Annotated in this window: 15 protein-coding genes and 1 pseudogene; 9 read left to right on the top strand and 7 right to left on the bottom strand. The window is 54.5% G+C overall.

The window, feature by feature from the left end:
- Positions 1 to 92 precede the first annotated feature (92 nt).
- Together SB822_RS49985 and SB822_RS49990 are read right to left on the bottom strand one after the other, a co-directional pair.
- The gene (locus SB822_RS49985) at positions 93 to 1778 is read right to left on the bottom strand and encodes a tannase/feruloyl esterase family alpha/beta hydrolase (RefSeq protein WP_410858218.1); all 1686 of its coding nucleotides are present in this window, start codon (positions 1776 to 1778) and stop codon (positions 93 to 95) included.
- A complete protein-coding gene (locus SB822_RS49990; protein ID WP_410858219.1) occupies positions 1775 to 2884 on the bottom strand; it encodes an OpgC domain-containing protein in 1110 nt (369 codons plus the stop codon). The genes SB822_RS49985 and SB822_RS49990 overlap by 4 nt, the downstream gene beginning before the upstream one ends.
- A 1090-nt stretch (positions 2885 to 3974) precedes the next feature.
- Between SB822_RS49990 and SB822_RS49995 the strand changes: the two genes are divergently transcribed.
- From SB822_RS49995 to SB822_RS50035, 9 genes are all read left to right on the top strand, one after another.
- A complete protein-coding gene (locus SB822_RS49995; RefSeq protein ID WP_410858220.1) occupies positions 3975 to 5081 on the top strand; it encodes an LAGLIDADG family homing endonuclease in 1107 nt (368 codons plus the stop codon).
- Between the two features lie 200 nt (positions 5082 to 5281).
- Positions 5282 to 5734: a hypothetical protein gene (locus SB822_RS50000; protein WP_410858221.1), complete on the top strand. Its 453-nt coding sequence runs from the start codon at positions 5282 to 5284 to the stop codon at positions 5732 to 5734.
- A 56-nt stretch (positions 5735 to 5790) separates the two neighbouring features.
- Positions 5791 to 6123, top strand: coding sequence for a hypothetical protein (locus tag SB822_RS50005; protein WP_410858222.1), 333 nt, complete (start codon positions 5791 to 5793; stop codon positions 6121 to 6123).
- Between the two features lie 107 nt (positions 6124 to 6230).
- Positions 6231 to 6764 (top strand): hypothetical protein, encoded by a 534-nt coding sequence (locus SB822_RS50010; RefSeq protein ID WP_410858223.1) that lies wholly within the window; start codon positions 6231 to 6233, stop codon positions 6762 to 6764.
- 33 nt (positions 6765 to 6797) lie between these two features.
- A complete protein-coding gene (locus SB822_RS50015) occupies positions 6798 to 7409 on the top strand; it encodes a hypothetical protein (protein ID WP_410858224.1) in 612 nt (203 codons plus the stop codon).
- A gap of 434 nt (positions 7410 to 7843) precedes the next feature.
- Positions 7844 to 9130, top strand: a complete 1287-nt coding sequence (locus tag SB822_RS50020) for an ATP-dependent Clp protease proteolytic subunit (protein WP_410858225.1) — start codon at positions 7844 to 7846, stop codon at positions 9128 to 9130.
- A gap of 130 nt (positions 9131 to 9260) precedes the next feature.
- Positions 9261 to 9443, top strand: coding sequence for a hypothetical protein (locus SB822_RS50025; RefSeq protein ID WP_410858226.1), 183 nt, complete (start codon positions 9261 to 9263; stop codon positions 9441 to 9443).
- 77 nt (positions 9444 to 9520) lie between these two features.
- Positions 9521 to 10951: a dGTP triphosphohydrolase gene (gene dgt, locus SB822_RS50030; RefSeq protein WP_410858227.1), complete on the top strand. Its 1431-nt coding sequence runs from the start codon at positions 9521 to 9523 to the stop codon at positions 10949 to 10951.
- Positions 10952 to 11753: 802 nt separating this feature from the next.
- Complete coding sequence (locus SB822_RS50035) at positions 11754 to 12959, top strand: DNA-methyltransferase (RefSeq protein ID WP_410858228.1); 1206 nt, start codon at positions 11754 to 11756, stop codon at positions 12957 to 12959.
- On the opposite strand, the gene SB822_RS50040 is transcribed toward SB822_RS50035, so the two are convergent.
- From SB822_RS50040 to SB822_RS50060, 5 genes and pseudogenes are all read right to left on the bottom strand, one after another.
- Positions 12892 to 14139 (bottom strand): hypothetical protein, encoded by a 1248-nt coding sequence (locus SB822_RS50040; protein ID WP_410858229.1) that lies wholly within the window; start codon positions 14137 to 14139, stop codon positions 12892 to 12894. The two genes, SB822_RS50035 and SB822_RS50040, sit on opposite strands and share 68 nt — an antisense overlap.
- Positions 14136 to 15260, bottom strand: coding sequence for an AAA family ATPase (locus tag SB822_RS50045; RefSeq protein ID WP_410858230.1), 1125 nt, complete (start codon positions 15258 to 15260; stop codon positions 14136 to 14138). Before SB822_RS50045 ends, SB822_RS50040 begins: the two co-directional genes overlap by 4 nt.
- Positions 15253 to 16731, bottom strand: coding sequence for a hypothetical protein (locus SB822_RS50050; protein ID WP_410858231.1), 1479 nt, complete (start codon positions 16729 to 16731; stop codon positions 15253 to 15255). Before SB822_RS50050 ends, SB822_RS50045 begins: the two co-directional genes overlap by 8 nt.
- 419 nt (positions 16732 to 17150) lie before the next feature.
- On the bottom strand, positions 17151 to 17966 hold the full coding sequence (locus SB822_RS50055) for a hypothetical protein (RefSeq protein WP_410858232.1): 816 nt from the start codon (positions 17964 to 17966) through the stop codon (positions 17151 to 17153).
- Between the two features lie 124 nt (positions 17967 to 18090).
- Positions 18091 to 18534: pseudogene (locus SB822_RS50060) on the bottom strand (tyrosine-type recombinase/integrase); the annotation flags it as partial.
- Positions 18535 to 18613 lie beyond the last annotated feature (79 nt).

Raw genomic sequence — 18613 nt, forward strand, 5'->3', positions numbered from 1 at the left:
GTGATTGCGGGTGAAATGAGGGCCGAAATGTGCGGTGCGCGACAGCGCTTTTATGGCTTCGTGACTGGCGCTTCCATCTGACCAGCGAACGCTCAAGGTTCGCTGCAGACGAAGTTGTTTGCTTCGTTGAGATTGCCCTTGCCGAGGTAGCGCGGGTACATCGGATAGCGGCACAGCGGACGCGAGCGGCCATTGGTTGGCGGGGAGATGTCGGTGGCGAGCAGCGTTTCCGGCGAGATGCCGCGCGTGACCCAGCTGTCGAGTGCGCCGAGCAGATCGACGGATGGAATGAACACGCCGCCGCCGTGCTGGAAGCCAGGCACCATGTAGAGACGCATGAAGGCGTTCACGCGCTCGTCGCCGTATCGGTCGACGAGGCGGTCGTAGTAGGCGATCGTCTGGTTGGGGCTGATGACTTCGTCGGCGAGGCCTTGCATCGTGATCAGTTTGCCGCCTTTTGCGATGAAGCGGCCAAGATCGGGATTCGTTGCGCCGATGATCTGTGAGAGCGTGATCAGTTGCTTCTGGTATTTGCCGGGATGCTGTACGTCGAATTTGATCGAATCGAAGGTGGGGTCTTGGGTGACGAAGTAGCGGATGTAGCCGTCGGCTTGTGCGAACAGATAACCGTTGCCGGTGAAAGTGGGCGACGTTTGACGCGCCGGGTCGCGGCCGAGTCCGAGCATGCCGTTCAGGCGTGTGCCCTGAAAGACGTTGTAGCCGTGGTAGCCGCTGACGTCGTATGCGAGCTTGTACGGCAGTCTGAGGCCGTCGCGCAGGATGTTAAGTGTCGATAGTTGTGCGTCCGTTAGACAACCGCCTTCGTGGGCGTAGGACGTGCCGCGATGGCAGCGCAGCGCGTCGATGATTTCGGGTTCGCGCTGGCGGCATTCGGCGACGTCACTGACGATGCCGTCCGTCGCGCCGTCGAGCTTGTCGCAGACTTCAACTGACCTTTGGTAGACGCGTTCGAGTAGCGCGGGTGGGACGAAGCCGCCAGGTGTTGCGTATTCGGCCTGGCCTACTCGTATGCCGATCAATCGCACGCCGGAGAAGTTCAGCGCGGGTGAGTCGGCGATGACGCCGTCGTAGTCGTCGGGGAAACGCTGCATCACCGTGTAGCCCTCGCGGCCACCCGTCGAGCCGCCCGCGAAGTACATGCGGTCGGGTGGATGGCCGTACATGCGCACGATCAGCGCGAGGGCCGCGTCGTGAGTTTTCTTCAGATGCGCGTAGCCGAAGTTCACGACGGCTTCGTCGACCAGGCCGAATACCGCGAGTGACGAGTTGCCGACGTGGCCGGAGTCGTCGCCGAAGGTTATGTAGCCTTGGGCGAGAGGTGCGCGGATCGGTGAGAACGGCATGACGCCGATGCCCGTTACGACTGTGCCGTTGTAGCCGCCGCCGCCGACCTGCAATGCGCGGCCGTTCCAGCGACGTGGAAGGTTCAGGTCGAAGCGGATGTCGGGTGTCGTGCCTTTTATCGCCCGGATGACGCCGGTGATGCGGCAGAACTCGCCTGCGCCGTTGCCGGGGGTTTGGGCCGTGATTACGGTTGCGGATTCGACGTGGGCGCCGTGGGTCGGGAGTGCGATGGTCTCGGCGTCTAGCCAGAGGTCGTTTAGGTCTGTGCAGCGGGTGGCAAACGGAGGTTGCTTGGGGGCGGTTGGTGTTTGGGTTTCGGGTGTTGCCGCCGTTGCTGTGCTGGCGGTGCAGCATAGGAGCGCCGTGCGTGCTAGCCAGAGCGCCGCACGCGGCCATGCGATACCGCGCTTCATCGGCAGTCGGCTCCGCTGACGGCGGCGCGTGGCTGCGTCGGGCCCTTCCATTCCTTCCAGAAGCGCGCGAGCAGCAGCACGGCGATGATCGCTACGAGGTCGCCGGCGAACGCTGCGAGACCGTGGGTCAGGCCGTGGATGCTGCGCGGTGTCGCTGTGTCGACGATCAGCGAGATCAGCGTGCCGCCGACGAAGCACACTAAACCCGTCTGGCCGACCTTGATGACGGCTGGCGCTTTGTGCGCGAGTTTCGCGATGATGCCGGCGCGGACAAGGACGACGGCAAGCCAGGCGATAGCAAGGAAGTTAATCACGCGTTCAATCGACAGGTTCTGTTTCAGGTGGCCAGGTAGCGGTTGGGTCAGGATGAAAAGCTTGACCACTGCGAAGGCTAGCACGGCTGTAATTGCAGTTTTCGTTAACCAGCGGCCGGGTTTCGATTCCAGGAATTGATCTGAAACCGGACGCTCACGGCACAGGATACCGATCACGAACATCAGTTGCCAGGCGAAAGGGTTGAAAGCCCAGTCGCTGACGTCGTCTATGGCGAAGAGTTTGGCTAGGGGGACGGCTAGCGCCCAGGTTGTGATGCTGGCTGTCAGGGCGGTGAGCGGAGCTTTGCGAGCGAGCGGGACGATGAAGAGGACCGTGATCGCGAAGATCACGTACATCGGTAAGACGCTTGATAGGTAGGGCTGACGTCTGAGGATTGCGATGTCGAATGCTTCTCGGATTGGGGCTGCTGCGAATAGTGACCAGCCTGTCAGGTCGACCATTGGGCGGTTTAGCTGCAGTAGCTGCAGGATCGCGCCTGAGAGTAAGGTGAGGATCGCTGTTAGTAGGTAGGCGCGGTAGATCTCCCAGCAGCGTTTGTAGAAGCGGTTGTGGGCAGCCTTTTCGCCATTCTTGCTTAGGACCGCGCCGTAGGCTGCTGCGGATGCGTAGCCTCCCAGGCATACGAAGACTTCTGCTGAGTCACACAGCGCATATGCGTGCAACATCAGGTGCTGCAACACCCCGCCCGGTATGTGGTCGAGCACGATCACGATCAGCACGATCCCTCGGAAAAAATCCACTTCGATAGAACGCGGGCGGTGCGGGTCCATTCGAGAGGCTCTTTTGGCAGGTGCTGAGCAGGCTGCGCGGTTTTAGCGGCGCTGCGGTTCGCAAGGTGTCGAGTCGGGGTATACGTGACGTAGGAACCGTTGCAAACGAGAACGTTCCATGCTTACGCAGGTTGTAAGGGGATGTTGTTGAAATGAAGTGGGTTGGGGGTGGGGATGCAAGCTTCGAAGATTGCATGAAAGAGACCTCGGGGCCCTTCCAGGTGCGCGGAGGACTATCCAACTATCTCCGTATCATCCTGAAAAATCGAGAAGAATTTCCTCATTCGTTTATAGATGCCCCCAAATATGCCCCCAACAGATAGCGACTGCTACAGGACATAGAGGAATATCGAATCTCGTCTGGAACAACAACCGCTGCAATACGTTTTGATTAGTCAAAACGATAGGGCGACTCGCGACTCGTTTGATCAACTATACAGAAACAGACTGCGACGCGGAAAGCGTTGACAAACCCGTTTCATTGAATATTCAAAGGATGCCTAATCATAAAAAATATTCTTGACGACAGTCGTGACCGCAGTTAAGTTTACAGCAGTTGCACTGTACGGACGTAATCGCACGGTTACGGACTACATGTCATGGTCGCATTCAAGGAGTGAAGCGACGCCGCCAATAAATTGGCGTTGTTGTCCCGGCATCTTTAGTGGCATCCCATGCCCACCGGGGGTCCTCCATTCGGCGATGGTTAGATCGTATCTCCTTCGCCATGAATCGATATCTAACATGGCAATTTCGTTCGCAAAAAATCACGCTCCGCTCGATCACTCATCACGCACCTCCTCTCGTGGTCACACTAAGGCTCGCGCTCCTGAGATTTCGCTCGATCAGCCTGGCCGACTACGTGTAGCCCATCTCCTTGCGTTGCTTAGTGTCAGCCATACGACGCTCTATAGCGGCATCAAGTCTGGCCGCTATCCACAGCCCGATGGACGGGACGGAAAGGTTCCCTTTTGGAGAACGGAAACAATAAGATCGTTCCTGCTCGGCTGACTGTCCGCGCTTTGTTAGCACGTGCAATTGGTTTGCAATCAATTGCAAAAACCTTCAATAACACACGGACCTACAGTCGATGCAAAACAACCAGAAGTCTCCCGCAACACAGTTCGACGAATTCGCCCCGCAATCCGAGAAACACAGCGGTCAACCCATTGATAGTCATGTTCTAACCGCCAGCGGCTGGAAGCGCATCGTTGATCTTAGCATCGGTGAAAAGCTGTCATCCATCGATGGACAACCGTCCGAGGTAACTGACATCGCTCCACAAAGAATGTCTCGATTGTTTGAATTCTCCTTTTCCGACGGTAGAAGCTGCCATGCAACGGATGGACACCCTTGGGAAGTCATGTATCGCGATTGGAGCCTTCCTTGTGTCAAGACTACTTTGGAACTCGTCGCAATGATGCGCAACGCCCGTTATCAAAATCGACTATCGGTGCGTCTGTTCAACGGTGACTTTGGTCACTCTATCGCGTCAGAATTCAGCCCGTGGCTTCTAGGCGTTCTCTTGGGCGATGGTTGCTTCCGTGCAGGCATTCCAACGATGGCCGGTGCCGACCAACCTCTGCTCGATCGAGTAGCGAAAGAGTTACGTATTGCTGGTTGCGAATTGCGATACACGGGACAGCAGTACGACTATCGCATTGTCGATCCTCGCATGGGCGGCAGAGGCGGAAACGCCCGACAGAATCGGGTCCGTGATTGGCTTGCTTCCTTGGACCTGTGGGGAAAACTTTCACAGGACAAGCTTATCCCCACCTCCTACATGTCAGCAGACAAGCATACTCGTCAGGAATTGCTGAAGGGGCTAATGGATACAGACGGCACTGCCGGTACAACTGGCGGTGCAGAGTTCAGTTCAAGCAGTTTGATGCTCGCAATTCAGGTGCGAGACCTGGTGCGGTCGCTGGGCGGAAAGGCAAATCTTAGACCTAAGACGACGACGCACTTGGACCATTACCGCGTCTCCGTGATCTTCAAAGACCGTTCGCAGATTTTCTATCTTCCCAGAAAGCTAGAGCGAGTTCTATCGCCACGCACCAAACACATTTATAACCGATTGACGCTGCGCTCTATCACGGAAGTCAAGCCGGGGCCATGTCAGGCAATTTCTGTTAGCCACCGGGACAATCTATACATTGCAGATAACTACGTTGTAACGCGTGGCGTGCTGAACTAGGATCGAGCAGCAAGCGCCGCAACGCTGAAAACCACGCTCGTCGAGGACAGCAATGTGGCGCCCAATCGAGTATCGGGAGGGCACGGAACACACTGATCTGCGCGGTAGAGCATTCGGCCCCACTCACCTGCATCGCGTAGACCGCGAACAACCGGCTGGTGAAAAAGACGGCGCGGCATGTTAGTTCACGGAGTCCAAGGATGTTTTCTGTTACCGCGATTGAATTATTCGAGACCTATCTGAATAACAGACCCGTTTTTCGTATTGACGATCGAACGGAATATGAAAAACTCGTGGCCGAGGTAAATGGAGGCCTTGAACTCGCAGTGGAGATGATGCGTCGCCGGGAATATGTTCGTGTCGTTAGAGTCATGCAGGAACCGCATCAACCGCGCCCAATGTTTGAACGGCATTTCGCAGATCTCCTCGCCGCCGGGTTCTCCGTCATCTACTATAAGGCAATTACGATACCGGATAACATTTCAGGCAAAGGCTTGCACGGAGACTTCATCGAGATTCAACAGCACCGGCGTACGAAGAACCAAACACCTAGACGGCGTCTCATACGGCGCCGTGCAATCAATTGCAAACGAACAACGCAATTCATATCTCGCGATTTCCTGGAGACACTGCGCGGGTTTCGATCTGGGTAGCGCACATCCGGCTCATCATCTAAAAGCCAAACCCATACCTCATTAAGGAGGTTACCGTGGAAGAGAATCTACTTGATAGAATCTATCAGCTAGGACGCAGTATCGATGATCGTCTAACAATTTTGACATTGCCGATTGCGCTTGAAGCCGTATATGGTGACGATCGGAAAGCGAAGGTCGCGCGTATGAGAGTGCTGATCCATGAGGAAATTCAAGCTCACGAAGCTATCGTGAATTTGGCTGCGTCCAACGTTGAGACGGCCGAAGACAGGTCGACACAACAAAAAGCGCTATTTGACGCACTCGAAAATGCCCAAGCAGCACGGGAAGCTTACGCGGACGAACATCCGTTAGTAGAAAGGCTATTCCAACTGATCAAGGCAATTTAAAGCTAGCGCGACACGGATCCAACCCGCCGGTTACCAACAATTGCAAGTTCAATTCGCTGTGCGCTTGCAATCAATTGCACGGCGTCTAGTCAACGGGGCTTATGCAGATGACTACCGTACTTGACCCGATCCGCCATCGCACGATACTGGACGATATCGACCATATCTGCCAAACGGCGGGTATCAGCCAGCACTTCCTGACGCACTCCATGATGGACGTGTGCGGCCCAGACGAAGTGGACTGGGTGCGCAACTTCCCGATGTATCGGCAGAAGCTGGCTGGTCTCGTCCTGACGAATGGCGCGAACGTCAGCAACCGGCTGATGTACATGGCTGGCGCGCTGATCCGCAACTTCACCGATGCGCGGGTCTACCCGATCAACACGGTGCTGCGGCTCGCGAAGGCGGGCGAACTGCCGACGCCGACCGTCCTCATGATCCCGAACCTGTACGTGAAGGCGGGCGGTGCCACCAAGGGCCTCGCCCATTGGGACGTGCAGGCGATCTACGACGTGCTGCTGGAACGGCAGGCCGCTGGCAAGCCGACCGTGCTCTTCATTCAGGACATGGATTCCGCGTCGCAGGCGTATGGCGACGTGTTCCGTGACTTCCTCGAAAACAACTACAAGATCGTCGGCTAAGGCCGGGGTCGAACTACTGGACCAAGTAGGGGTATGTCAAACTTTCAACTAGGGTTGAAGGTGATCCGACGCCTGTGCGAAGAGAAGAGCGCACTGCACTGGCACAAGGCGAAGCTGTCGGATCAACTCTTCAACGGCGATTACGAGATGGCCGTGTTCGGCTGGGTTCACCACCACGTCACGGCCTACAAGGCGCTCCCCGCGATTGAAACGCTTCTTCAGAAGTTTCCGGAGTTCAAGGACATACCGACGCCCGAACCGGCGAAGTATTACCTTGACCTGCTGGACAATCGCTACGCGTACAACCTGATCGACAAGGCGAACATCGCGTCGCAGACGACGCTGAAGGAGAACCCGAAGGCCGTCAAGAAGGCGAAGGAGATTCTTCAGGAAGCCGTCAACCGCATCACCCAGCAGGAGCACCGAACCCGGATTCTGGACCTCGGCAAGGAAGGTCCGAAGATGATTATGGAGGAATACCATAACGTCCATGAGAAGAAGGTGGCGATTGACTTCGGCTGGCCGACGCTCGACAACATGTGCGGCGGGGCGGTCGGGGGCGACGTGATCTCGTTCGTGGGTCGTCCGGCGAGCGGCCACTTTGTCGTGACGCTGAGAATAAATACTGCGTCACTCGACATCTAATAGCCTTAGGATCCAATTCAATGCAATCGCATAAACTATTCGGCCAAGCGATATCCGGACGGGGCTGAAACCATTCAGTGAAGGCGGCCCGCTGTTCTGACGACATATCATAGAATCGCGAGAGTGCAGCATTTGTCAGATGGGTCGACCCTGCTGTGCGCAACCCTCCGTCACGGATAGCTTTTGCAATTGATTGCAAGCAAGTTGTGTCACTCGCGCGCGATGCCATTGACAAAGTAATCCTTGCGGCGCAGTGGCTGTCGTAGGGACAGTTGCGGTAATATCCGGCTGAGACTAAAAGCATCAATGACTCCGAGGGTGCGCCAGTGGGCGCGGCACGGGCTGCAGTGACCGCGCAACCTGTCGAGGCCACAGCAACGGCCATAGGGGTCCGACCGATTAGAGTTGCTCAATAGAAAAATCGCATTCTGTAAATGTCGAACTCCGATATCAAAAACCAAACAATTAATTGGCGACGTTGCCTTCATATTGACAGCGTCATCGAGGACGATTTCGTAAACTCCCTTATTCCCCGCATTCTCGAGATGCGGCAAGAGAGTAACGATCCCATAACGGTAGCCATCAATAGTCCAGGTGGCTCCCTCGCCGCCCTTGAAGCGCTGGTGAGACTGCTTACGGGCCCAGATCAAGACGGCCGAAGAGGCGAAATTGTGACGGTATCGGTTCGCGATGCTCACAGTGCCGCGGCAAACTTATTGGCCTTCGGAACGTATGCAGTCGCCTTACCGCACAGCGAGATTCTCTTCCACGATATCCGATTCCACGGAATGGAAGATGTTACGCCTGCAGTAGCTCGGATAGCAGCGGATCGTCTTCAACTCGCCAATGAAGAGTTTGCGCTCAAACTTGCTAACCGAATCTTCAACCGTCTCGTCTGGAACTATCTCGATGTTAGACCCGAATTTGACGACATTCGGGACGAGTGGAGCGAGAAATACAAGGAGTACTGCGAGATATTGGCGAAATGCGATAGTGGGCTCGAGACAAACAATCAAGTCGACATCGCGAGCTTCGCAACCGCGCTCTTTTCAAAGGTGTCAAAGTCGAGCGAAGGCTTGATTGATCAGGCAATGCAACACCTTGGAACTTGGGGTTTCATGACTGGCATTGCGAAGAAGGCACCTAGCGGGGCTGACCACCTTTCCGAAGGTGGTGTACTGGAATCTCTCCAACCCATCTTTTCGCTTTTCGACCACGCTAGAGCTAAGGACTTCGCAACGGCAGCGCCACACGTCCAAGCGTTCCTGACACTACTCATCGAGCAACTGGTAAAGAGCGGTCCATCTCGAAAGTTCGACTTTCTTCCGATGTTGGCTACGGCGACCGACAGCTACCGGCTCATCGAGTCGATTAACCACCGCGCACATCTAAACGCGGTATCTCGGAACATGCGTCGACATCCAAACGTGTTTTTCGACGGCGCTAGCGCCGCCGTGATACTCGGGACAGATCAAGAAGCAAAGAAAAAATTGATGGATGCTGCGCGACCTTCCGCACGCTTGTTCTGGTTCTTCTGTGTGCTCCTTTGTCGTGCATTATTTAATGGTGAACACTCGCTCTCTCCCAGCGATGCCCAAGTGCTTGGAATTGTGGACGAGGTTGCGGGCGGTGGCCCAATTCAGAGCCGCCGTGATTTCCAAAAAGAGGAAGAGCAGATGGACGCGGCAGCCCAAGCTCCAGTGACTCGGGTGTCAGTCTAGAAGCTTGGGAACTCGCGTTGTTTGTAATCGGATGATCAATGCGACACGCTGCCTCATCGCTCTTGTGCTGGTGCACTAATTCGTCGACAATATGAAGGGACCTTTCTCAAGGTCGAATCTAGGAGCCAACATGACGACGTTAAAATTCGCCACATACGACGCTTTTGCGGTCGCCGAAAAGCAGACTTCCCGCGATTTGGACGCGTTCCGTATGATGATGCGGAATGAAACTGGACGTCAGAAGGCGGTAAAAGCGTCGGAGAAAGATCAAGCGAAGCGCCAGGCCCACGGGAAGAAGTCAACCCGGAAGTAGATGGTCGGCAATTTTTACCGATGCAGAGCTAGGGTGACCTAGCTCTTTTTTTTTTCGTGCGTTGAAAGATGACAACAATGAAATCGAAGACAAAATCCTCGGGGCCGCGTCCGCTATATCGACCAGAAGATACCTCGCGCGCACAGCCACTTAGAAAGAGAGCGGGATTCGACGCCCAGTCAGGCCATAGCAGCGACTTTAGGCGTGACTTCGCAAGATTGGTTCATTCGCCTGCATTTCGCAGGCTACAGGGTAAGACACAGCTATTTCCTGGAACTGAGTCGGACTTCTTTAGAAATCGCCTGACGCATTCCATGGAGGTCGCACAGATTGCGAAAGGCATTGCGCTCAATCTGAATTCGAAAACTTACTTCCGTGATCATCCGATTAATACGGATTTGGTTGAGCTGGCCGGGTTGGCGCACGACCTCGGGCATCCGCCGTTCGGTCATAACGGCGAATACGCCCTCGACTCATGCATGCGTGAGCATGGTGGTTTCGAGGGAAACGCACAAACCCTCCGCATTGTTACTCGTCTCGAGAAACGCGAGAGTGTGGAGAATGGCAGCGAAAAATGCGGATTGAATTTAACCTTTCGCGGGTTAGCGTCGCTGCTGAAATACGACAAGGTCATTCCGACTAGTCGTTCAGCGGAAGAGGCAGAACGCCCTAGCAAGGGTTACTATCAAAGCGAAGCGGATCTGGTATCCCGAGTTAAGCAGGCCGTCGCTCCAGACTGCGCCAAAGATGCGGCGTTTCGCACCATTGAGTGCGACATCATGGACATAGCCGACGATATAGCCTACTCCACGTATGATCTCGAAGACGCCTTCAAGGCCGGCTTCTTCGATCCACTCGAGATTCTCAGTCATCTTCTTGACGGCGAATTTTTGCAACGCCTCGCAAAAAAGGTAAGTGGAGCGACGGAAACGGAAGTAACGGAGCGCGATGTCGCCAATGTACTTGTCGAAACATTCGGCACAGTCATACGAGACAACAAACACCAGACCCCGAGCGACGATCCGCTGGATGCCGTCTTAGACATCGTCGGAATTTACGCAACGTCCAAACGCATCGCCGCGGACGGGTATCTTCGCACTTCTTTCACTTCCGATTTAGTTTCTGAGTTTATCCAGGGCGTGTCGGTAAGCGTCAACAAGGATTGCCCTGCCTTGTCTAAGATTGTCATGAACGCCGAAACTCGCCTAAAGGTCGAGGTTTTGAAGCACATGACTTTTGAAGCGCTTACTATGTCTCCGAGGCTGCGGCTTGTCGAATTCCGAGGACGTGACATCGTTCGAACGATTTTCGAAGCGCTTTCCGATAAACAAGGGCACATGCTCTTGCCTGATGATTGGAGACGACAATACCTATCGTTGGCCAGTCGCGGTGATCAGCTTAGATTGATATGTGATTTCGTTGCCGGTATGACTGACCGATACGCAGTTGAGTTTTATGGTCGACTGAACTCTATCGATAGCGAGCTATCCTTCTTTAAGCCGTTCTGAATACTGGTTGAATCTCGCTTATGCGATGCTGGGTTGCTTTATCGCGCATGGGCTCGCCTTGGCCGGCGAGCCGTGCCGCCCGGCCGACTTCCTTGCAAGAACTCATGTGTACGTGTTCTAACTGAAAGCTACCGCGCGCGGGCCAGGCTTCTGACATCTGGGAAGACCACCGCCGTTTGCAATTGATTGCACCGGCAGTACCGATGCTTTCGAGAGATCGAAACTTTACATCTCTTAGGAAAGTGGAGCGCGGCTAACGCAAGCATGGAGACCATGCCACAGAGTGTGTGCCGTTTTTGGCCCATTTCTTCGGTCCTCGTCTCCTCGTCTCCTCGTCTGCCAATACCGACGCATAGATCAGCGGCGATCACTGCAGAGCAGGCGCTATTGCCCCACCCTTGAGACTAAGCCGAAGATCATCCAAGAGTAACGACGCGCTTCCCGTGTGTCGAAACGACGATCTTCAGCCCCTGTCGGTCAGGTCAACGTTTTCGTTGGCAGCGGAGGCGAAACGACTTCGCACGCTATTTCATTCTACCGGCCGCATACTCGCATCCGGGTTCGCCGTCGTTCCACACGACACTAAGCCCCGAGAGATTCGGCCGCTCCCTGACGTCGGATCATCAAAATTCTTGTAACACAAAAACTTTCCAGTTAACATACTGTGGTATGCATCTTCTCCATTCTCGACTCCGCGCAAATGGCCAGACCGAAATCAGAAAACCCTCGCACCCTAACCACCAACGTCCGACTCACTGCGGAGGAGCGTGACGAATTCGAGGCCGCAGCGTCCGCGTTAGGCTTGAAATCCCTCAGCGAATATCTACGGCATCTCCATCGAACCCAAACCAACCACGGAGCCGATTCCGCCGAAGTCTCAGCTTCGGACAATTCCCACAAGTACAGCGCCAAAAGCCTGAAGCCTTTTTTCTCTACTAGCCTTGGACAAATATACCAAGGTGACAGCTTGGACTACCTCCACGCGCGTGCGGAAGAAAAGTCGGTCGATCTAATCATGACGTCGCCTCCGTTTGGACTCGTTCGCAAGAAAAGTTACGGAAACGAAGATGCGGACGAATACTGCGAATGGTTTCGGCCTTTCGCCGAAGGGTTCAGGCGGGTACTGAAAGACACTGGTTCGCTTGTGATTGATATCGGTGGAGCATGGAAGCCTGGAATGCCGACGCGCTCGCTGTATCACTTTGAACTATTGATGATGCTCTGCCGGGACTACGGCTTCCATCTTTGCCAAGAGCATTTCTGGTGGAATCCGTCGAAACTCCCAACCCCTGCTGAATGGGTTAACGTACGACGTGTGCGCGTCAAGGACGCAGTCAATTGCGTTTGGTGGCTATCACCCACACCATGGCCTAAAGCGAGTAATCGTCGAGTTTTGGCACCGTACAGCGACTCTATGCTGCATCTGCTAAAGAATGGATACACTGCGAAACTACGTCCGTCCGGTCATGACATTAGCGATAAATTCCAGAAGGACAACGGCGGCGCAGTTCCACCAAACCTGCTGGCGATCGCGAACACGGAATCTAACGGACAGTATCAGGACTATTGCCGTACGAACAATATCGACATCCATCCCGCGCGTTTTCCCGCTCAACTTCCTGAATACTTTATTCGGATGTTGACGGATCCAGGCGACACGGTGGTTGATCCATTTGGCGGATCGTGCGTCACCGGAATGGTGGCGGAGAATCTCGGACGTAAATGGTCCTGTGTTGAACTTTCGGAAGAGTATTTGAAAGGCGCCGTTGGTCGATTTCGGCGGGAGCCCTCGGGTGGCGTTAGTGAAAGAGCGGCTGTTCAGTACACGATCAATCCGCCTTGCTCACTCCCTGTAGACGAAGCGGCAACCCCGTTGCCAAAAGACGGGGGACAAACGCGTCCTACTACACGGAGTCATTCAACTGAAAAGCCGCGACTTGCTAAGGCCGCGAAGCTGCAATCAAGGCGTGTGACCAAGAATTCAGACCTTGAGCCTGAATTGATTTAAGGTCCACGATCCATGGGATCCCCCCAGCCTTTGGCTGGGGGACAGCAAAACCCTGTACCACAGGGACGACGAGAGAATGAGTTAATAGATCGTCCCACTCATCTTCCGGCCGATAGCCCCGCGCATATCTCACCAACTGATCGATGGCTGCTCGTACGGCATCCTTGCCATCGCCTTCTGAACTAGCGAAGTATTTCACCTCGGCCAAGGCAACGACGGCCTCTGTCTCGGCACAGGTAACCACAATGTCTGGGCGGTCCCAACCGCTGCGGAAACCTAACGCGGAAAGGATTTCAGCGGTTCGCCGTTCCGACGGCTCCAAAGGAGGAGCCACAAAGTATGTGGTTCTCGCCTGCCAATGTACTCGAAAACGTCCAACCCGCATAAGCACGCCTTCGTCGCCTGCAAATGAGGCCGAGAGTTTGCAACTGACTCCCAGTGTACGTGCCAGCGCATCGCCTATCGCAACCGCAACGAGCAATTCAAAACGGCGCCAAGTTTCTAAGGGCCCTAGCAACGTATGTTGCAAAAGATCGCGCAACGCAACTGCGTCATTGCGCTCAATCGCTTGTAGAAGAGTGAAAGCTTTGGCGGCGAGCCGGTAGAGCGTCGTGCGCGAGCGCTTCGCAAGTGTCAAAATCAATGGAGCCGGACGCCGCCTTAGATCCACTTGCTCAGACGCACTCCTAATACGCTCGACACGGCTCGCCTGCTCCAATCGACGAATTGCTGCGCCAAACTGCTCTGCATACCTTGACTCTGGCGTCGTTGATTCAAGCATCCGCTGACAGTGTCGCCGCGCCTCTTCGAGCACCCACACAACCAAATGGTTCAATCCGCTCTGGTAAGTCCGAATCGCCTCATGACAGACGAGCAGCGCTGGATTACCACTGGCTACCTGCTGTCGCGTCGTCTCCACCGCATCCAAACGGCCTTTTAACATGCCTGTTGCTGCCTTGCGATGAAGATGCAAGACTGCGTGAGCTTCGTGCGAGTGGGTCAACAAGTACTGTGCAAATTCACTGACTTGAGGAGAAGCCGCCCAAAACTGTTTCAGAAAATGAAGGTCTCCCTCTCTGGAGCCGTCGACCTCCGCCAACGATACTGCTGACGTCGTCCGGCGCATCCGCAAAAGGATGGTCACTATCGCATCATCAATATCCGCCGCGCTGGCACTCATACAGAAATACTTGTCAGTCGGCGGTGCAGTCGGGAACCAAGACTCGATTCCGCTGAAATGCCCAACGCGTCGGCCACTGCGGTTGCTAGAAGCTGAGCGCTATCTTGGAAGATTCCATCAAGCATCGGTAGCAAAAACATATCAAAGCTATCCAGATAGATGCCAGCCTGAACTTCAGTCGGCGCCTCGCGAAAGTTCAGTGTCGAGTCCATAGCGCGCATCGCCCGAATCATATCGAGGATCGGCGCAGGCCCCACTGGACGCACAGCGTTCACGGCAAGCCATATAGCGCTAAGCGGATTGGCTTCCGAGTCGGGGTCCCGAATCCCTTCTCGGTAAAAATACTGCGCGAGAAAATCCGTGATGTCTTCCGGAACATCGACATAAATCCAGGCGAAACGTCGCGTCAGCGCGTAGCTCATCTGATATAGCGATGCCTTGTCGATCGAATTGATCGTCGCGATCAAACGCCAGGCAGCGCTCGGCGCAAATTCCACGCCCTGTCGCGCAGCAGGATTGGGTTTTGGCAGCAGTTCAAAGAATTCACTGTGAGGATCTTCTACTCTTTGGCGATATGGTAGCGTGGTCTTTTGTCCGGACAATACGGTAAACAGGGGACCAATTACTTTGTCGATATCGCAACGATTCAATTCGTCAATAATTAACGGGCGATCGAAATGTCGAAGCAGAATGCCGGGAACGAATTCGATGCGTCCGTTACCAATAGGTTGGTAACCTCCGATTACATCTTGAGAACTCCAGTCGGAAGAGCCCGTAATCAACGTGTGTTTGCTCGCCAGCCACCGAGCGCAATGCTGTGCAAGTGTGGTCTTGCCGGTGCCCGGAGGACCATAGAACATCAGATGTTGCTTGCCGCTCTTTAGCGCTGCATTGATTTGTCGATAGATGGCAGGATCAATGCCAAGCAAATCAGAATCCGGTGGTACTTCGTCACCCGATAAGACATCTGTTTGAATCGTGGGCAACTCGTCTGCATCATCGCTTTCACGAGTCTGTAGCTGCGCTTGGCTCGATGCACGTGCATATGCTCGCTCCAGATCAGCGGAAAGGCGCTCAACATCGTCGTCGCGAAGACCTTGATATAGGGCGATATTAGCCACGCGTCACCTCGTCGTTTGCATCCGAATCTTGTGGCGCTAAATTGATAAGTTTGCGAATCGCCTCTGTTGCTTCTAAATATGTCAAGCGCCTCAGTTCTCCGTTCACTTCGGCGGTGAGCAGCGCCTCTTCCACATTTAGGGTAACCAAACCACCAAATACGTATGATTGAGGCCGATTCATGTAGACCAGTTGGCCCGAGCTAGGATCAAAGTCATCCAACAGTTGCCCAGAAGAGCCTTTTGTCAATGCCGGATAGAAGCATAGCAGCAGTAGCCATTCCCATTCTTCATGGAAGATATAGCCGTCTTCGCCTGTATAGATAGCCGGAACAATCCGGACAGCGATTGCACCGCTCTTTTCTTGGGCGTTGTTAGAAAATCCGATTCGTCGATTTCCAAGCAACTGTTTTCCGTCGTGTTCGGCCAGCCGCGCGATCGGCTCGTCACCCGTTAGGTCGATTTGAATAATCCATCGCAATGGCTTATTCGTCGCGTCTGCCGGATCGGCCCAAAAACCCGTCTTTTCATCAACGGGCTTGCACGCAGCGAGATTCGATTTCTTTACACCGCACTGGCGAAGTTCCAAGCCATACGGCTCCAGCGCCTTTTCAATGGCACCCGCAACGTTGCGTCGAGCAGTTTTAGCACTGACCGAAGACCATCTTTGTTGCAGCGGCGGATAGTAGAAATCTAATTCTTCAGTACCGTACTCCCGTTCGAGTTGCTGACGAATCACCGACAACGCGCGGTCGATTTCAAGTGCTGATGGCTTAGCCGACGTAGGAACTTGTCCTGTAGGGATGAGCGGCTTAAAGGCAGCGTACATCAGTCTTCGATGGTCTGGACTTATAACGCGCTCCAGTTCATCGGGAAACACCAGATAAAGGAGCGCACCTCTCATCGGCCGTTTGCCGGCGTTAGGCAGATTATCGACCCAAGCGACGAACCCCCACGGTCTGTCATTGGTCATCAGATCCGCGCGTTCTTCGTCCGTGAGTGATTTCCACGCGATCATTGCGTGCAAGAAGAATGTCAACTGTTCGAATCGGCGCGTCAGATAGGCGACGCCGGGGCTACCAATTCCATCCAAGACATCCGCAGCTATCCAACGCGCGTCCGGGATTTCCTCGCCTGACCAAGACCAAACCGTACGTATTTGATCAGCTTTCTTATCGGGCCCGTAAACACGCTTCTGCGGGTAAAGCATGTAAAACCATAGGACTTCGGCCGCAAGCTGCTTGATCGCTGGCGATGCGCCTTGCAACTGTTCCTTTAGTTTGTCAAAAAAGTCTCTATCTGAGCCCTCTATCGCGTTCTGTTCAAACAATTGACGGAACACATCAAGGTTTCCCTTCGACCACAGTGGAGCGTCAGAAAAGATAGAAACGTCGGCTAGAAAACAGCGCTCTTTCCACCAGTCTGCCGCACTGAGAACAGCGACCGCTTGAGTCTTGCCGATATACCTAGACATAGTGATTTTGTTCCAAACAGTTTGCGACGATTCTAACAGCCCGCTGGTTAGCGACAATGATGGCCGGCCCGTAATGAGACACTGACCCTGCGAAGCATCGCGCCTCTGTCTCGAAGGACCAGATGATGGAATCTCACTGTGAATAACGGTGAGCCGACCGAGACGTCTAGTCCGTGGTGGTCATGTGCCGTGCAATCAATTGCAAGAGGAAGAACGATGACATTGCGGACGTCTCTTTTCTCCGGTGATGGCCTCTGCCGGTCGTCTCGGGTTAAGTCCGTCGGGTTCGACGCTAATACCATTCGACGCGACGAATCAATTTCACGATGGGTGCTTTAGCCTCGAGAAGCACCCCGTCAGCACTGCGGTATCCCCGCAGGCTCTGTTTCGCCGACAACGCCTCTCGTTGCTACTTGTGCTTATTCGGCGCTCGAACAATAGGGCGGATTAGTAGGCGTTAGATGATCTACCTCTGCCCAACTGTCATACTGGTTCTGACCAGGCCAAAAACAACCCTCAGCAATTGCTTGCGCAATGGATGCATTGGGAATGAACCTAGGCTTCATGTCCGGGAACACAAACGCATGCCAGCCGTCCATTCGATTCTCACTAGCAAAGGGGCGGTTGCTACTATGCGATGGCCGAAAGTGGGTGTCCCTGTTGCGCTTCTTTACCTCGAAGGTGAGCCCACAGGCCAGGCAAGTCATGTCAGGGCTTCGTATCTTCTTCTTGTCATAGCGGATTTCGAAAAAACCTGGCGAATTGAACCTGTCTGCATGGAATGAGTGCCCATAGTCATCCCGGAGTATGCGCGCGACCACTCTTTCAGCCTTTTCGCCACTCTTCGTCCACATTGCAAATAGACCGTCATCCTTTTTCCGGAAGTAGCCTGAAGGGGTACCGCTGTATTCGATGTGGATCCAATATGATTGGACGGGGATTGCACCATCTCGCGCAGGCATAACTACAGCATCCACCATATCGCCGCGTTCGATGACCTGCCTAAAATACTCGGATGCGGTAATGACCTCAGTCCCGAATTTCATCCACCAGTTTCGGGGAATAGATAACGGATCGTCAACCTGCGGCGTGACCATGAATAACGTGGTACTAGTCAACTCTACATCCACAACGGGCAGGCAACGGATGAGCGCCCGAGTCGTTAGGGTTGGCAGATCGCTCACAGTCGTCTCGACGACCCCCAATCGTTGCATTTCTTCGGGGATATATTCCATTTGCCCTCCAATGCGGAAGGGCGATTATATTCGGTAATTCGTGCCAGGTCGCCCAGTCGCACCTCGCTGGTCAGACGATCCGGCGGCTGGCATTGGCGGTTCCTACCGTTCCGTCACTGCACGGTCAGCCCGGTGAGAGAAAAGGTTCAAGTTTCAATGTGTCTAAGTAGTCCGCCCACTGCTGCATCATCTTGATACGATCATCGATGAACTTGGTCCGGTTGTACGCGGTACCCAGCGCGTCAGGCACCTTGTGCGCAAGCTGGTGTTCGATGACTTCGCTGGGGAAGCGCAACTGCTCATGCAGGATCGTACGCGCCATAGCTCTGAACCCATGCCCAGTTATCTCGGTCTTTGTATCGAAGCCCATCCGCCTAAGTGCGGCGTTGACCGCTGCCCCACTCATGGGCTTCCTGACGTCGCGTCCCGGGAAAACGTATGTACGGTGCCCCGTTAATGCATGTAGTTCGCGCAGGATCGTCATTGCCTGCGCGGCAAGAGGCACCAGATGTTCTGTTTTTGTCTTGGAGACCGTATACCGCCATTGCGCCTTGTTGAAGTCAAATTGCTCCGTAAGCCCCCGGCAATGTCACCTTGAACCGACAGGACGAGGAAGCGACGATCGTGTCCACCTATTTTTTAAGTGG

The organism is Paraburkholderia sp. SIMBA_054, assembly GCF_046534875.1.
Lineage (GTDB): Bacteria > Pseudomonadota > Gammaproteobacteria > Burkholderiales > Burkholderiaceae > Paraburkholderia > Paraburkholderia hospita.

Coding starts and splice junctions, on each gene's coding strand:
- SB822_RS50015 (WP_410858224.1), top strand. CDS start 6,798: ATGTCAAACTTTCAACTAGGGTTGAAGGTGATCCGACGCCTGTGCGAA.
- SB822_RS50040 (WP_410858229.1), bottom strand. CDS start 14,139: ATGAGTGCCAGCGCGGCGGATATTGATGATGCGATAGTGACCATCCTT.
- SB822_RS50020 (WP_410858225.1), top strand. CDS start 7,844: ATGTCGAACTCCGATATCAAAAACCAAACAATTAATTGGCGACGTTGC.
- SB822_RS49985 (WP_410858218.1), bottom strand. CDS start 1,778: ATGAAGCGCGGTATCGCATGGCCGCGTGCGGCGCTCTGGCTAGCACGC.
- SB822_RS50025 (WP_410858226.1), top strand. CDS start 9,261: ATGACGACGTTAAAATTCGCCACATACGACGCTTTTGCGGTCGCCGAA.
- SB822_RS50000 (WP_410858221.1), top strand. CDS start 5,282: ATGTTTTCTGTTACCGCGATTGAATTATTCGAGACCTATCTGAATAAC.
- SB822_RS50050 (WP_410858231.1), bottom strand. CDS start 16,731: ATGTCTAGGTATATCGGCAAGACTCAAGCGGTCGCTGTTCTCAGTGCG.
- SB822_RS49990 (WP_410858219.1), bottom strand. CDS start 2,884: ATGGACCCGCACCGCCCGCGTTCTATCGAAGTGGATTTTTTCCGAGGG.
- SB822_RS50010 (WP_410858223.1), top strand. CDS start 6,231: ATGACTACCGTACTTGACCCGATCCGCCATCGCACGATACTGGACGAT.
- SB822_RS49995 (WP_410858220.1), top strand. CDS start 3,975: ATGCAAAACAACCAGAAGTCTCCCGCAACACAGTTCGACGAATTCGCC.
- SB822_RS50055 (WP_410858232.1), bottom strand. CDS start 17,966: ATGGAATATATCCCCGAAGAAATGCAACGATTGGGGGTCGTCGAGACG.
- dgt (WP_410858227.1), top strand. CDS start 9,521: ATGAAATCGAAGACAAAATCCTCGGGGCCGCGTCCGCTATATCGACCA.